The sequence below is a fragment of the Paenibacillus sp. JDR-2 genome (assembly GCF_000023585.1).
GTDB lineage: Bacteria > Bacillota > Bacilli > Paenibacillales > Paenibacillaceae > Pristimantibacillus.
The window spans coordinates 5,897,247-5,910,864 of sequence record NC_012914.1; the positions used below are offsets into that span (position 1 = coordinate 5,897,247).

The window sequence follows — 13,618 nt, forward strand, 5'->3', positions numbered from 1 at the left end:
TCCGGTTATCATGCTCATAGCTCCCTCCTCTGCTTGCGGGCCAAATAGAAGAAGAAGGGAACTCCAATAAGGGCGAGGATCGCGCCTATTGGCGTCTCGTAAGGCGGATTCACCATTCTTGCACCCAAATCGGCAAAGACAACGAGAAGGCCCCCAAGGACCGCGGAGCAAGGGATGATCCAGCGATAATCAATGCCGACGAGGCGTCGTGTCAAATGCGGGACAATCAGTCCCACGAAGCCAACCGCTCCGGCTACGGATACAGCAGCACCGGCGAGAATAAGGACAATGACGGTTCCCGCCATCTTAACCCAGCCGCTTCGAAGCCCTAGGCTTCTAGCCACATCTTCTCCCAAGCTGAGCATCGTGATGGAGCGTGATAACGCCACCGCGCCAAGCAAAGCGGCTATAACCCACGGCAGCAAGATCTTCACTTGCAGCCACTTGATTCCGGCCACCCCTCCCGCGAACCAGAACGCGAGATCCTGTCCGATATGGAAGTAGAGGGATAACCCTTCGCTAAGAGATGATAACAAAGCAGATAAAGCCGCTCCGGCCAGCACAAGACGAACCGGAGTAAGACCGCCTCTTGCCAGCGCCCCGATTCCGTATACGAGTCCCGCGCCAACCCCCGCCCCAACAAAGGAATAAAGAATCAGATACAAGTAAGGTGCGCCGGGCACAAAAGCGAAGCATAGCGCAAGCGCAAAGCCGGCTCCGGCGTTAAGGCCAAGCAGTCCGGAATCGGCAAGCGGATTCCGGGTCATCCCTTGCATGATGGCTCCCGCAACGGCAAAGCTGCTGCCGATCAAGGCATCCCCGATTACTCTTGGAAGCCGAAGCTCCTGGATGATCTGATGATTTATGTTGGCCGGATTAAAGTGAAAGACAGCCGACCACACGGCAGTGAACCGAATGTCCTCCGCGCCAAACGTGACGGACAACGCCATCCCGAGCAGAAGCGCGATAACTCCCCCGGTCAGGATAAAAGTCGCCGTCCAAGGCCGGGATTTGATGCCAGATGATCCCGTTATGCTACGACTCATAGAAGCCACCTGTTCCTTCCGTTAAGAGAAAGGAGCCGAAACGAGTACCGGCTTTCGGGAAAGCCTTCCGTTTCGACCCCTCCGCTCCTTACTTCTTGCCGGTAACCGCAGCTACCGTATCATCGATGATATGGCCTTCGGCAATCGGGCCGGAGGACATCCATGTTCTTGCAGATACTTTGAAGACATGGTTCTGTTGCACGGCCGGCATAGCCTTCCATACCTGCAGCTTCTCAACCTCCGATTGCGCCGCAACTTCCTTCTCGTAATCCTCCTGCGAGCTGATCGAGCCGCCATAGATGGCGAAGACATAATCCGCCTTAATCGAAGGAAGCTTCTCCAGGGAGGTGTTAACTCCCCAATCATCCTCCGCTTCCTTCTGGAAATCCGCTACGCTTACGTCCGGCTTGAGGCCCAGCTTCTCGTACAGCAGCGGCATAAAGCTCGGGAAGAATACCTGCAGGTCTTTGTCCGACGGACGAATGTAGAGAACCGACTTGTCCTCGCCTACCGCGGATACAATCTCGCCTTTGGCAGAAGCAATCTTGTCTTCGCTCGCCTTGATCACTTCCTGGGCTTTATCTTCCAGTCCCAGAGCTTTGCCAATCTCCGTAATCGACGTTTTCCAGTCGTCCGGCTTAAAGGCGATAGTCGGAGCGATCTTGCTCAACTCCTGGTAACCTTTCTCATCCGTAAAATACTGCTGAAGAACAATCAGGTCCGGCTGCGTTTCCAGAATCGCTTCCAGGTTTGGAGTCAGATCCGAGCTGTTCGACAGCTGAATGTTCTGCTCCTTTAATTGATCGTAAAGATAATAGCCGTCGAACCCGTAAGCATAAACGAGCGGTGCGCCAAGGGAGAGCATGACATCTTCCAATCCGATAACGGCAATGCGCTTCGGATGAAGAGGAATTTCCGTCTCGCCGTAGCCATGCTTAATGACTTGCGTTTGCTTCTCTTCCGGCGATGCCTGCGAGTTGGCGGATGCGCCAGGGGATGCCTCCGTGTTGTTCGCCGAATTCCCGTTATTCCCGCATGCGCTCGCGGCTATTGCAAGAAGCAGGACAAGCAGCAGCAATACCGAACCCCGCCATCTTGTGACATGTCCCGTTCTGTTTGTTTGAATCATGATTTTTCCTCCAACGCTTGATTTTGAGAATCATTCTCATAAAAGCTATTATAATAACGATTCTTCCAAGATTGAATAGGATATCGTGCCGAGTTTTGCGGGTTACAGAGCACGAAATAACATGTCGAGCTCTTGGAGCAGCTGCTCATGCCGATAGGCCGAATATTCAAGATACGGCTCCTTCAGCCATGCCTGGCTTGGCGCTTGATGAACGTTTCCGTTCTTGACCGCGGCGAGTTCCCTCCAGGCATCCGTACGCTGCAGCCGCTCCCACTCCTCCTGAGACTGCCGGTCCTTCGAGACGCTGATTAAGATCGTGTTGGCATCAAACCATTTCACATCGTCGCTAGCCTTGAAATCGAGCATAAACGGAATGCTTTCAATGCCGGGAGCGCAATCAATCCGCAGGTCGTCATACAGCACCGTGCCTGCCTTTCTGCCCCAGACCCGTATTTGATCCGGCGTAATGGTCATAATAAGCAGCTTTCCTTGGCGGAATGTGGCGGGAACATGCTTACGCACTGACGCTGCCTGCTCTTCGTAACGGGAAAGCCAGCGTTCCGCCTCCTTCTTCCTTTCCAGAAATTCGGCCGTATTTCTTAGATGCGTCCTCCAATCATCCGGATGCCAACGGAGGAACAAGCAAGGAGCGATACGGCGGAGCTTTTCTTTCTCGTCCTCGGGAACCATTTCGTCAAGCCCGATAATCCGGTCCGGCTTTGCCCTCTCCAGCGCAAGCCGGTTAAAGTCGTAATCGTGACTAAGCGGCACCTTGACATCGAAACGGTATTTGCGCCGGTAATCATCCGTCCAGCTCTGATCGATTGGCGAGGCGAACGGAATAATCTGAAGCGCAAGTAGATGCCCTATATTCGGCCAGCTGTAAGCGGCTACTTTGCATTGGCGGTTCAAGGAGTAGGCTTTAGGCGATAGGCCTACCAGCTTCTTGAACTGGCTGCTGAAGTATAACGGATCCTTGTAGCCCACCGCTTCGGCCACGCCCCCCGGCGCGCCCCCCTCCTCCAGCAGCCTTTTTGCCTCGTTTGTGCGAAGCTCCGACAAATAATCCTTGGCGCTTTGTCCGAATTTCTCCTTAAACGACCTCATGAAGTAATAACGGCTCATATCCGCCAAATCCGCCAAGCTGTCGATCGACAAGTCTTTTCTATAATGAAGCTGCATATGAGCCCGCACCTTCTCCAGCGCGTCCACATTCTGGCCATGCCTTTTAAATACAGCGTGCAAAAGCTCTTGAAAAGCCGCCTGACTGGCAAACCGGTCTGCCTTATCGGACGACTGCCAATGGCGATTAATCTTCTCGCTAATGGAAGACGCCGTACAGTCTGCAGCCAGGCTCAGCTTTTTTCGCTCCTGCAGCTGGTTTAACACGATATCGCAGTCTTCGGCCGAACCCGTCAGATCAAACTGAAGCTCATACAGCCGTCTCTCTTCAGCTCTATCGAATCGCAGTTCCACTCTTTGTCCAGGTACAACCAGATAAGCCGACTCTTTGTCCAGGGGATATGGTACGCCATCCAGAATAAGCTGTCCGGGATTTCCGTCCATGGCGATAAACGCAAGCATGGTTGCCGCCTCATATAGGATCTGAAACGCGGGCAGATCAGAATTGCTGCGGCTGTCCAGCAGCCGGAACCATACACGGCCAAGCGAATCGTTCCTCACTTTTGCGGCGGCTTGTCCGTTCCCCGAATTTGAACTACGCTCCATCAATCAACACTCCCCGTCTATGTATACTAACGATTCTATTTGATAATGATTTTCAGTGTCAATTAAATATCGGTATTCTATTGTTCATCTATTTTACCTTTCTCCCTCTATTAGTTAACTATAAAATTAATAAATTAACCTTAATATTGACATAAGGACTATTCTTCCACATAATATGAACTAGAATCATCTTAATTTCATTATTAAATTAACCTAACGGTTAACTAAAAGGAGAGAAAAGAAGATTATGGCTAGTACGCACAAGTATGTGAAGGATTATCCGCGTCCGCAGTGGGTGCGCGACGAATGGCAATTGTTAAACGGCGAATGGGGCTTCCGCTTCGATGATTCGTTTGAAGGCGAACGCAGCAAATGGTACAGCAAGCTGGATGCGGACCGGACGATTCAAGTCCCGTTTACATATGAGACCAAAGCGAGCGGCATTGGCGAGGAGACATTCCATCCATGCGTATGGTATGAGCGGAATGTTGCAATTCCGGAAGAAACGGGAGACAAACGCGTCATCCTCCATTTCCAGGCCGTTGATTATTTGGCAAAGCTGTGGGTAAACGGCATGTATATCGGTTCGCATGAAGGCGGGTATGCGGCATTCTCCTTCGATATTACGGATGCCGTGCAGGTTGGCGGGGATAACCGCATCACGCTCCGCGTCGAAGACAGCAACAGCACGATGCAGCCGCGCGGCAAGCAGCGCTGGATCGAGAAGAACTACGGCTGCTGGTACGTGCAGACAACCGGGATCTGGCAGTCCGTGTGGCTGGAATACGTCGACGGCAACTATGTGGACAGAGCTAAAATTACGCCAAAGCTGGAAGAAGCGGCGGTTACGCTCGAATACGAGCTTGGCAGCACGATTCGTTCCTTCGACGGCTTGACGCTCCAGACCGTTATTCGTTACGACGGGAACCTGATCCGTTCCTCGGAAACCAATGTTGACCGCAAGTTCTTAAAGGTAGAGCTTAGCGTCATGAACGACGTCAACGAATGGAAAATCCATTCCTGGCATCCGAATCATCCGAATTTGTACGATGTGGAGATTATTCTGAAGAAGGACGGCCAGCCGGTAGACACCGTATACTCCTACTTCGGCATGCGCCGCATCCAGATTAAAGGCGACCGCATCCTGCTGAACAAGCAGCCGCTATACCAACGCCTTCTGCTCGATCAAGGCTACTGGGAAGATACGCATCTGACTCCGCCTTCCGAAGAAGCCATCATTGAGGATATCGATAAAACGCTGGCGCTTGGCTTCAACGGCGTGCGCAAGCATCAGAAGCTCGAGGACCCGAGATACCTGTACTGGGCGGACCGCAAGGGCCTTCTCGTCTGGTCGGAGATTCCCGCCACTTACGAATTCGGAGATGACGCCGTAGAGCGGTTCACGAAGGAATGGATGGAGGTTGTCCGCCAGCATTATAACCACCCTTCCATTGTGACATGGGTACCGTTTAACGAATCATGGGGAATCGGGCAAATCTTCACTGACCGGAAGCAGCAGCAATTTACCGAATCGATCTATCATCTGACCAAATCCTACGATCAGATGAGACCTGTAGTCGTGAACGACGGATGGGAGCACACGATCTCGGATATTATCACGCTTCATGATTACGAGGAGCTGGGCTCCGTGCTCGAAGCCCGATACAAAGACAAGGATGCGCTGCTCAGCAACGACTTCGCGCATGACAAACACCGCTATCCGTTCGCTAACGGATACAGCTACAAAGGCCAGCCGGTTATCATTAGCGAATACGGCGGTATCGCATTTACGAGCGAATCCGGTTGGGGCTATGGCAACCAAGTAAAAAATGAAGAAGATTTTTTAGTGCGTTATGAAGGAATTACCCAAGCAATCAAGAATCTCGAATATGTAAGCGGATTCTGCTACACGCAAATTACGGACGTGCAGCAGGAGGTTAACGGCTTGCTTACGATTAACCGGGAGCCTAAGATTGCTATGGAGAAGATCAGAAAAATCAATCTGCAGTAAAGCTCGGCTTCCAATAACCACAGTTCATGAGAAGGCAGGGATTGGATTCATGTCAAAAATGCAACGTATTGGAATTATCGGCAGCGGCGGCATCGCTTCTGCTCACGTAAGAGCTTACAAACAGCTTCACGACGTTGAGATTGTCGCCGTAGCCGATGTCATTCCGGGTAAAGCGGATCAATTCGTTACGCGCGAGCAATTGCCGGGAGCCATCGGCTTCGATGATCATCGCAGGCTCCTTGAGCTTGATCTGGACGGGGTCAGCATCTGTACGCCAAATGCCTCCCATCACGTAACAACCGTTGACGCGCTGCGCGCGGGCAAAAATGTCCTGCTCGAAAAGCCAATGTCCGTTACCTTGGACGAGGCCATCGATATGGTTCAAGTCGCCAACGAAACGGGTAATATGCTGACAATCGGTTTTCAGCCCCGTTATGATCCAAACATGAAGGTCGTTAACGAAATCGTCCAATCCGGCAAGCTCGGCAAGGTCTATTACGTGGAGACCGGCGGCGGCCGCAGACGCGGCATGCCCGGCGGCACGTTTATCAGCAAGCAGCTCGCCGGAGCCGGCGCTATGGCGGATATCGGCTGCTACTCGCTCGATATGGCGCTTAATGCGCTTGGTTATCCCAAGCCGCTTACGGTTTCGGCTTATACTTCCAACTATTTCGGCACTAATCCCATTCATCATCCGGAAGCGAGCAAATTCGAGGTTGAGGATTTTGGAGTAGCGCTTGTACGCTTCGAGAATGATCTGGTGCTTCAATTCAAGATCTCATGGGCTATGCATATGGATACGCTTGGCTCCACCATGTTCCTTGGAACGGAAGGCGGACTTAAAGTGAATCCATACGGCACGGGCAATTGGTCCGGCGTCTGGGATGGCCGCGTTGGCGATATGAAGCTGTTCCATGACTTTATGGGCAAACAGACTGAAACGCCGGTCCCGGTTACGAATACCGACCTTAACCTCTTCAACGAGAAGGTACGGGATTTCTCCGAAGCCGTACGCGAAGGACGCCCTGCCCCTATTCCGGGCTCGCAGATCGTCATTCAACAAGCCATTATCGACGGAGTGCTCCGCTCCTCGGCCGCTAAACGCGAGGTTGCTATCGAGCTTCCGTTTTAATGCTTGACCTAAATAGCCTTGGCCATAACTGGTCAAGGCTATTTATTTTATAGACAAAACGAATCCCCGTGCACTACGATCTTAACAGCGCAATACTATAGGGCGGTGATTGTTTTTGAAGCTGGAAAGATTAATCTCGATCATCTATCTGCTGCTCAATAATGAAGTGGTGTCCGCATCGGAATTGTCTTGCAAATACGGCGTTTCGCAAAGAACCATCTACAGGGACATCGAGGCGATCTGCGCGGCGGGCATTCCCGTTGTCTCCTATCAGGGCGTGAATGGCGGATACGGCATTATGAAGGAATACAAGATGGACAAAAGCCTGCTCAGTTCGGATGACATCGCCTCGATAATTACTCTTCTCAAGAGCACGACTACTTTATTCGAGGACGAGCGGGTTCAGGAGACGATTCATCGACTGAAGACCGTTCAAGCCGATAACGGCAAAGCCCCAAGCCTGACGATGGATCTCGGCAGCTGGAGATCGTACACGGCCCACCTTCGCACTCTCCACTCCGCCATTAACGGCCGCCGGCTTGTCCGCTTCCACTACATGAATGCGAAGGACGAACGCCAGGACCGCCTAGTCGAGCCAGTCAGTCTGCTGCTCAAATACAATGCCTGGTATTTATATGGCTACTGCCGCTCCAGGGACGACTACCGGGTGTTTAAGCTGACTAGGATGTCGGAGCTGCTGGCCTTGACGGAATGCTACGAGCGGAAGCATAACATCCATACCGAGGATATTCTCTCCGGAGGCGGCAATCAGGAGCAGGAGCAGACCAGGCATGCCGTCATCCATTTTACGGCCGGGTCGCTTGCAAGGGTGCTTGATGAATTTTATTTGGACGAGAAACGGTTTAACGATGACGGCACGCTTACGCTGACGATTACTCAGGCGATCGACACGGACTGGCTGATCGAGAAGCTGCTTGGCTTTGGCGAGGACGCTCTTGTACTGGAACCGCCTGTGCTTAAGCAACGAATCAAAGAAAAAATTGGAAAAATGTTAACCCGTTATGAAGAAGTGTGACAGGATGCTGTCATACTTCTTTTTTTATAATGGAAACATTCGTTCGATCAACTTAATCGTAAAGGGAAGTGAATGAGTTGTTAAACCATCCTTTTTTCTTTGAAGAGCAGATGAGACATAAAAGCTGGGAGCTCAAACAAATCGATAAGCATGCTTGGAAGTACACGCACATAAAACGGAAAAAGCTGCGGCTGCCTCTATTCCTGCTGCTGCGGGTCTTCGGAATAATTAAACATTGACAACGTTCGGGATATGTTTTTATACTGGTAACCGAAACGTCAATACTAAAACTCATTAGGGAAGCTGTGGACTTTTCTGGAGAGCAATCTCTATTTTCGCCACACAAAGGCCCGTACTGCCGGTACGCGTCATTTGTGTGGTTTTTTGCGTTCAAAAAAAAGGAGGATCATCATGAAATTATGGCACTACGCGTTAATCGTATGTTTGGGAGGCTGCTGTTACGGGGTTTTGTCCACCTTTGTGAAACTGGCGTACGCGGCGGGTTTTTCCGTCTCCGCGGTAACCGGCGGGCAGTATCTTTTTGGGGCGGTGCTAAGCTGGCTGATTGTACTTCTCGTTAACAGGAAAGCGCCAACCCGCAAACAAACCGTAAAGCTAATGTTATCCGGAATTCCGTTTGGATTAACGGGCATTTTTTATTATCAAGCCTTGCAGACGCTTAATGCCTCGCTGGCTATTGTCATTTTATTTCAATTCGTTTGGATCGGAACGTTGCTGGAGTGGCTGCTGCTTAAGAAAAAACCGACAAGAAATAAGCTGATGTCCATTACGCTCACGCTGATCGGTTCCGTTCTAGCCGCCAATATTCTGTTTCAGGGAAACATGTCGCTGTCATGGACGGGATGCGTGTGGGGATTGCTTGCCGCTTTGACCTTTTCTACTTTTGTCTTTCTCAGCAGCACGGTCGAGAGATCAACTCCTCCCCTATTAAAAAGCGCTCTTCTTTCCACGGGTGGCCTTATAACGATATTTATCGTGTTCCCGCCGACCTTTTTATTGGATTGGCATGTCGTAACGGGGCTGCTCCCTTACGGATTAGCGCTAGGCGTATTTGGGGTCGTGCTTCCTCCCCTTCTGTTCTCGATTGGCATGCCGCATGTCGGCTCGGGGTTAGGAACGATTCTGACCGCATCTGAACTGCCGATTGTCGTTATTCTTTCCTCATTCGTGCTTGCGGAACCAATAAGCGCGCCGCAATGGATTGGCGTTGTCATTATTTTAAGCGGGATTGTCAGCAGCAACCTTCGTTTAAGGAAATCAGACCAGCCATCCTTAGCCGCTTAAAGATTAAAGAACTATGTTTCCATATTAAAGAAATCTATTTTTTCTTGTCCCTGTCTGAGTAAATGCTCATAGAGTCACCGCATTGTAATGTTCTTGTAACACTGCACTCAGACTCCTTTCATTTACACAATCTATACTAATAGACATGACCCCCCTTTATTATATTTCTCTCTTGCAGCCTGCGGCCCCGTGCCGCAGGCACTTTGTTTTTATAGGGATAGCATGGTAGTCTAATGAGGTGAGCTTACATAAGAACGGGGGCAGTAAAAGAATGAGCGGCACTAATCATAAAATAGTCAGTCTTGCCGGCGTCACCTGTCTGCAGGTTGATCCCATCGGGCAATCGGTCGGGACCGTCATTTTATATCATGGATGGGGCTCCGCGCAGGAAAGCTATTTATTTTTTGCTTCCATCGTTTCGGGGTGGGGTTATACGGTCATTGTTCCGGAGCTCCTCCATCACGGCTATCGAGGCACTTTGAATTATGCGGATCCCGCCGTACTTGAACAGACCTTCCTCGAAATCGTTCTTCAAGGCTCCAAGGAAGCCGTGGAAATGGCTGAACGGCTTGGCGGGCCAAGCGGCGGCAAAATCGGCATTATCGGTCATTCCGCGGGAGGTTTCGTAGCTGCGGGAGCGTTCGCAAAAAATACGGATATTGCGGCGGCTGTCGTTATTAACGGCTCCTGCGCATGGACGGAATTTTATGAAGCATATCTGAAATACGCCGGAAAGCCGGCCTTAAGCGAAGAAGAACGTGCCGCTCTCGAGAAGCATGATCCGATTTCTTTATTGAACTTTGAGGATGAGAGAGGATTATTGCTGCTGCACGGAAAAGAGGATACAACGGTACCGATTCACAGCCAGCGTTATTTTATGGATAAAAAGGCCTGCGCCGCTCCCGAGCGTCTCCGTATGGTTGAGTACAGCGGTGTCAACCATCAGATCACGCTCAAGATGCTGGAGCAGGCCAAGCTATGGCTGGACAGCCATCTTCGGGCAAATTAATATTCAGCAGCGGACTAAAGCTTGCTTACGGCTTCAACAAACTGGCGTGCGCGGCCCGTTATTAGATCGAATCTTCCCTCGCGCACCCAGTCCAGATTCAGCAGCTTGCCGCCCATTCCGACCGCATTGGCACCCGCGGCAAAATAATCGGCGATATTATGCAGGTCTACGCCGCCGGTCGCCATAATCGGTATGGAATCAAGCGGTCCGCGAATTTCCGATAAGTATTTGGTGCCAAGCGTCCCCATCGGGAACAGCTTTACCGCTTCGGCACCGGCCTTCCAGGCTTTTACGATTTCCGTCGGAGTCATGACGCCCGGCCATACCGAAACTCCTCTTTCGTTTCCGTAAGCAATGACTTCTTCATCGAGATTCGGCGAGATCAGGAATTGCGCGCCTGCGGCGACGGCAGTCTTCGCCATCTCCGCATCCAGCACGGTACCCGCCCCTACTGCGGCCTGTCCGTCAAAGCGGCTGCGCCAGCGTTCGATCATCACGGCCGCGCCAGGCGTGTTCATCGTAATTTCCATTAGACGAATGCCGCCGTCAATCATGGCTTGTCCGGCAGCGTCCGCTTGATGGTCCTCTATGCCTCTCAAAATCGCCACAATCTTGTGCTCAAGCAGCAAATCCAGCATTTTACTCATCTCAACCGTCCCCTTTACGTCCAATATTCCCGCAATATGCGAATGAATAAATTCGGAAAAGCCAATGTTTCCATATCCTCAGGACCAATCCACCGGTATTCGCCCTGCTTGCCGCCTGCTTCATAAGCGGCCGCAGTCTCCGCAGCCAGGCTTGCGCCGGCAGCCGCTTCTCCGGCCCCCGCAAGTGCACCAAGGTCAGCCAGGTAAATTCTCATTTTCCAATGAATATGGCTAAATACATGATCCGCATCCATAAACCAGCGCTCCGGACGGACCAAGAGGCCTGTCTCTTCTTCCATCGACCGCGTCAGCCACTCGCCCGCGGCCGCCGTACTGCCGTCTGTCTCGGGAGCGGCATCAACGATTTGCTCCTGCTCCTTCGGCACGAGCAAATGAGGAAGCTCCCACATCTGCGCGAGTAATCCGGTCTCCGGACGCTGGCGCACTAGAATCTTGCCTTCATACACGCCGGTACCGGCGATAATCGCGGCAACCCGTTTTTCCGGACGAGGCGGCTTCGCCTTCGTCTTGATCGGCAGCTCCGTTTCGCGGCCGGCAAGACGAGCCTCGCAATGCTCCATCACCGGACAGGGCAGGCAGCTTGGCGATTTTGGCGTACAGACAAGTGCTCCAAGCTCCATCAGCGCCTGGTTGAAATCCCCGGCCGCCCCTTCCGGAATGAGGGATACCGCAAGCTTTTCAATACCGACGCGTGTCGCAGGCTTCGCAATATCGTCCTCAAGGCAGAAGTACCTTGATAGAACCCGCATGACGTTGCCGTCTACCGCAGGCTCCGGACGGTTAAAGGCAATGCTCATAATCGCGCCGGTTGTATAAGGGCCAACGCCTTTAAGTCCCGCCACCGCCACTTTATCATCAGGCACAATACCGCCGTACCGTTCGACGACTTCGCGTGCTCCAGCCTGCAAATTGCGGGCGCGCGAATAATAACCGAGTCCTTCCCAGCACTTCAGCACTTCCGGCTCCGGCGCTTCGGCAAGCGCGCGTACCGTAGGAAATTTATTCATAAACCGCTCGTAGTAAGGAATAACCGTGTCCACCCGGGTCTGCTGCAGCATAATTTCCGATACCCATACGCGGTATGGATCCTGATTCATCCGCCATGGCAGATCCCGCTTGATTCTCCGGTACCAGGTGAGCAGCTCGCGGCTGAAGTAAGCTTTTGCCTCTTCCTTATTAATCGCTTCCATTTGTCTAGTTGTTCACCTCTTTGTGTTCGGCAGTCTCCAGAGCCTTTGGAAGCTCCAGCTTCATAAACCGGCGGTATTGCTTTGGCGTTATTCCGGTATGCCGTTTAAGCAGCCTTGGCAAATAATGATTCAGCATTCCTACCTTGCCGGCAATTTCGGAAATCGGCAAATCCGTCTCCTTAAGCAGCTTTTTGGCCAGCTCAAGACGCCGCTCGGTTACATATTGAATCGGCGAGCAGCCCATTATCGATTTGAATGATGTAATTAAATAATTGGGATGAAGATAAGCGACCTTGGCCAAGTCCTCGATTTGAATGTTATGATGCAAATTTTGTTCAATATATAAGATGACATCATCCCATTTTTCTTTTCCAACCTCATTGCCGATAAAATAAGCATCATTCAAATCATCCCAAGAGCTATGATCCAATAGATAAGCAATGAGCTCCAGTATGCCGGAATGCAGCCTGAGATTGCTCGAAACGGTCTGGAACTCTTGGGCATGAATCATTTTTTGCATAATTTCAACCACATGATACTCGTCCTGAACCTCAACGGATGAGGAAAAAGGAAGCTTAGGAAGCTTCATAAACTTCATATCGTCCGGATTCCGAATACGGAAATGGCACCAATAGGCCTTTATCGTTTGCTTGATAACAATATTATAACTGACTTTCTGTTTTGGGCGAAGCACATATATTCTGCCCGGCAGCAGATCATAGCCTACTCCCTTTGTCTCGAGAACGGCATGTCCTTCCATTAGGTAGAAAACCCTGTAATAATCGATTTCATCATTGTTGTTTAACCAGCCGGCTTCCCTCTCCGAATAAGCAGCCATAATAACGTCGATCTTTAAATGATCGAATTGTCTCTGTAATATCTGTATTCTCGTATCCATGACTACCCCTGTTATCTGGCTTTCGCTAATTATTTACTCTATTATATAAGCATTAAAGCTAAAATCATATTGGTAATCTTTTTAGATTTATTATAATCTAGACACAGGAAAGAAGGAAAAACATGCTAGGAAAAGGATTAATTGCATCCTCCATTCTTGCCGCATTTCTCGCCGCCTGCGGCAGCGGCGGTTCCGGCTCCGCCATCTCAACCAGCCATATGGACGCTCCCGGGAAGACCGGAGCTGTATATAAAGCGAACTGCGTCAGCTGTCACGGCTCCGATCTCCAGGGGCGGATGGGAGCGCAAACGAATCTTCAACAGGTAGGCGCACGAATGACCCAGCCCGAGATTGTCGAGCAGATCAAGCATGGCGGATCTTCGATGCCGCCTTTCGAGGAGCGTCTGACGGACGAGCAGATTGCCGGACTGGCGGACTGGCTGGCAGGCAAGAAATAAGAGTAATC

The 13,618-nt window shown here is 51.2% G+C and carries 12 protein-coding genes; 6 read left to right on the plus strand and 6 right to left on the minus strand.

Annotated features, from left to right (window positions below; genetic code table 11):
- Positions 1–14: 14 nt before the first annotated feature.
- The 3 genes from PJDR2_RS25800 to PJDR2_RS25810 form a co-directional block, all read right to left on the minus strand.
- Entirely contained in the window at positions 15–1,046 is a 1,032-nt protein-coding gene (locus tag PJDR2_RS25800) for a FecCD family ABC transporter permease (RefSeq protein WP_015846680.1), read from the minus strand.
- Positions 1,047–1,134: 88 nt separating this feature from the next.
- A complete protein-coding gene (locus tag PJDR2_RS25805; RefSeq protein WP_015846681.1) occupies positions 1,135–2,175 on the minus strand; it encodes an ABC transporter substrate-binding protein in 1,041 nt (346 codons plus the stop codon).
- A 102-nt stretch (positions 2,176–2,277) separates the two neighbouring features.
- On the minus strand, positions 2,278–3,903 hold the full coding sequence (locus tag PJDR2_RS25810; RefSeq protein ID WP_015846682.1) for a helix-turn-helix domain-containing protein: 1,626 nt from the start codon (positions 3,901–3,903) through the stop codon (positions 2,278–2,280).
- 247 nt (positions 3,904–4,150) lie between these two features.
- Here PJDR2_RS25810 and PJDR2_RS25815 point away from each other — a divergent pair, with 247 nt between their 5' ends.
- From PJDR2_RS25815 to PJDR2_RS25835, 5 genes are all read left to right on the plus strand, one after another.
- Positions 4,151–5,914 (plus strand): glycoside hydrolase family 2 protein, encoded by a 1,764-nt coding sequence (locus PJDR2_RS25815; RefSeq protein ID WP_015846683.1) that lies wholly within the window; start codon positions 4,151–4,153, stop codon positions 5,912–5,914.
- A gap of 49 nt (positions 5,915–5,963) precedes the next feature.
- A complete protein-coding gene (locus PJDR2_RS25820; protein ID WP_041613640.1) occupies positions 5,964–7,046 on the plus strand; it encodes a Gfo/Idh/MocA family protein in 1,083 nt (360 codons plus the stop codon).
- A gap of 115 nt (positions 7,047–7,161) precedes the next feature.
- Positions 7,162–8,082, plus strand: a complete 921-nt coding sequence (locus PJDR2_RS25825) for a helix-turn-helix transcriptional regulator (RefSeq protein WP_015846685.1) — start codon at positions 7,162–7,164, stop codon at positions 8,080–8,082.
- 411 nt (positions 8,083–8,493) lie between these two features.
- Complete coding sequence (locus PJDR2_RS25830) at positions 8,494–9,387, plus strand: EamA family transporter (RefSeq protein WP_015846686.1); 894 nt, start codon at positions 8,494–8,496, stop codon at positions 9,385–9,387.
- A gap of 271 nt (positions 9,388–9,658) precedes the next feature.
- A complete protein-coding gene (locus PJDR2_RS25835) occupies positions 9,659–10,396 on the plus strand; it encodes an alpha/beta hydrolase family protein (RefSeq protein WP_015846687.1) in 738 nt (245 codons plus the stop codon).
- Between the two features lie 14 nt (positions 10,397–10,410).
- On the opposite strand, the gene PJDR2_RS25840 is transcribed toward PJDR2_RS25835, so the two are convergent.
- From PJDR2_RS25840 to PJDR2_RS32145, 3 genes are read right to left on the minus strand one after another with little or no spacing between them, the layout of a single operon-like run.
- The gene (locus tag PJDR2_RS25840) at positions 10,411–11,043 is read right to left on the minus strand and encodes a bifunctional 4-hydroxy-2-oxoglutarate aldolase/2-dehydro-3-deoxy-phosphogluconate aldolase (protein WP_015846688.1); all 633 of its coding nucleotides are present in this window, start codon (positions 11,041–11,043) and stop codon (positions 10,411–10,413) included.
- Between the two features lie 14 nt (positions 11,044–11,057).
- Positions 11,058–12,254, minus strand: a complete 1,197-nt coding sequence (mutY, locus tag PJDR2_RS25845) for an A/G-specific adenine glycosylase (protein WP_015846689.1) — start codon at positions 12,252–12,254, stop codon at positions 11,058–11,060.
- 4 nt (positions 12,255–12,258) lie between these two features.
- Positions 12,259–13,152 carry a helix-turn-helix transcriptional regulator gene (locus tag PJDR2_RS32145; protein ID WP_015846690.1) on the minus strand — a complete coding sequence of 298 codons (894 nt, stop codon included), beginning with the start codon at positions 13,150–13,152 and terminating at the stop codon, positions 12,259–12,261.
- A 122-nt stretch (positions 13,153–13,274) separates the two neighbouring features.
- On the opposite strand from PJDR2_RS32145, the gene PJDR2_RS25855 reads away from it, so the two are divergent.
- On the plus strand, positions 13,275–13,610 hold the full coding sequence (locus tag PJDR2_RS25855; protein WP_015846691.1) for a c-type cytochrome: 336 nt from the start codon (positions 13,275–13,277) through the stop codon (positions 13,608–13,610).
- Positions 13,611–13,618: the final 8 nt, after the last annotated feature.

Coding starts and splice junctions, on each gene's coding strand:
- PJDR2_RS25800 (WP_015846680.1), bottom strand. CDS start 1,046: ATGAGTCGTAGCATAACGGGATCATCTGGCATCAAATCCCGGCCTTGG.
- PJDR2_RS25805 (WP_015846681.1), bottom strand. CDS start 2,175: ATGATTCAAACAAACAGAACGGGACATGTCACAAGATGGCGGGGTTCG.
- PJDR2_RS25810 (WP_015846682.1), bottom strand. CDS start 3,903: ATGGAGCGTAGTTCAAATTCGGGGAACGGACAAGCCGCCGCAAAAGTG.
- PJDR2_RS25815 (WP_015846683.1), top strand. CDS start 4,151: ATGGCTAGTACGCACAAGTATGTGAAGGATTATCCGCGTCCGCAGTGG.
- PJDR2_RS25820 (WP_041613640.1), top strand. CDS start 5,964: ATGTCAAAAATGCAACGTATTGGAATTATCGGCAGCGGCGGCATCGCT.
- PJDR2_RS25830 (WP_015846686.1), top strand. CDS start 8,494: ATGAAATTATGGCACTACGCGTTAATCGTATGTTTGGGAGGCTGCTGT.
- PJDR2_RS25835 (WP_015846687.1), top strand. CDS start 9,659: ATGAGCGGCACTAATCATAAAATAGTCAGTCTTGCCGGCGTCACCTGT.
- PJDR2_RS25840 (WP_015846688.1), bottom strand. CDS start 11,043: ATGAGTAAAATGCTGGATTTGCTGCTTGAGCACAAGATTGTGGCGATT.
- mutY (WP_015846689.1), bottom strand. CDS start 12,254: ATGGAAGCGATTAATAAGGAAGAGGCAAAAGCTTACTTCAGCCGCGAG.
- PJDR2_RS32145 (WP_015846690.1), bottom strand. CDS start 13,152: ATGGATACGAGAATACAGATATTACAGAGACAATTCGATCATTTAAAG.
- PJDR2_RS25855 (WP_015846691.1), top strand. CDS start 13,275: ATGCTAGGAAAAGGATTAATTGCATCCTCCATTCTTGCCGCATTTCTC.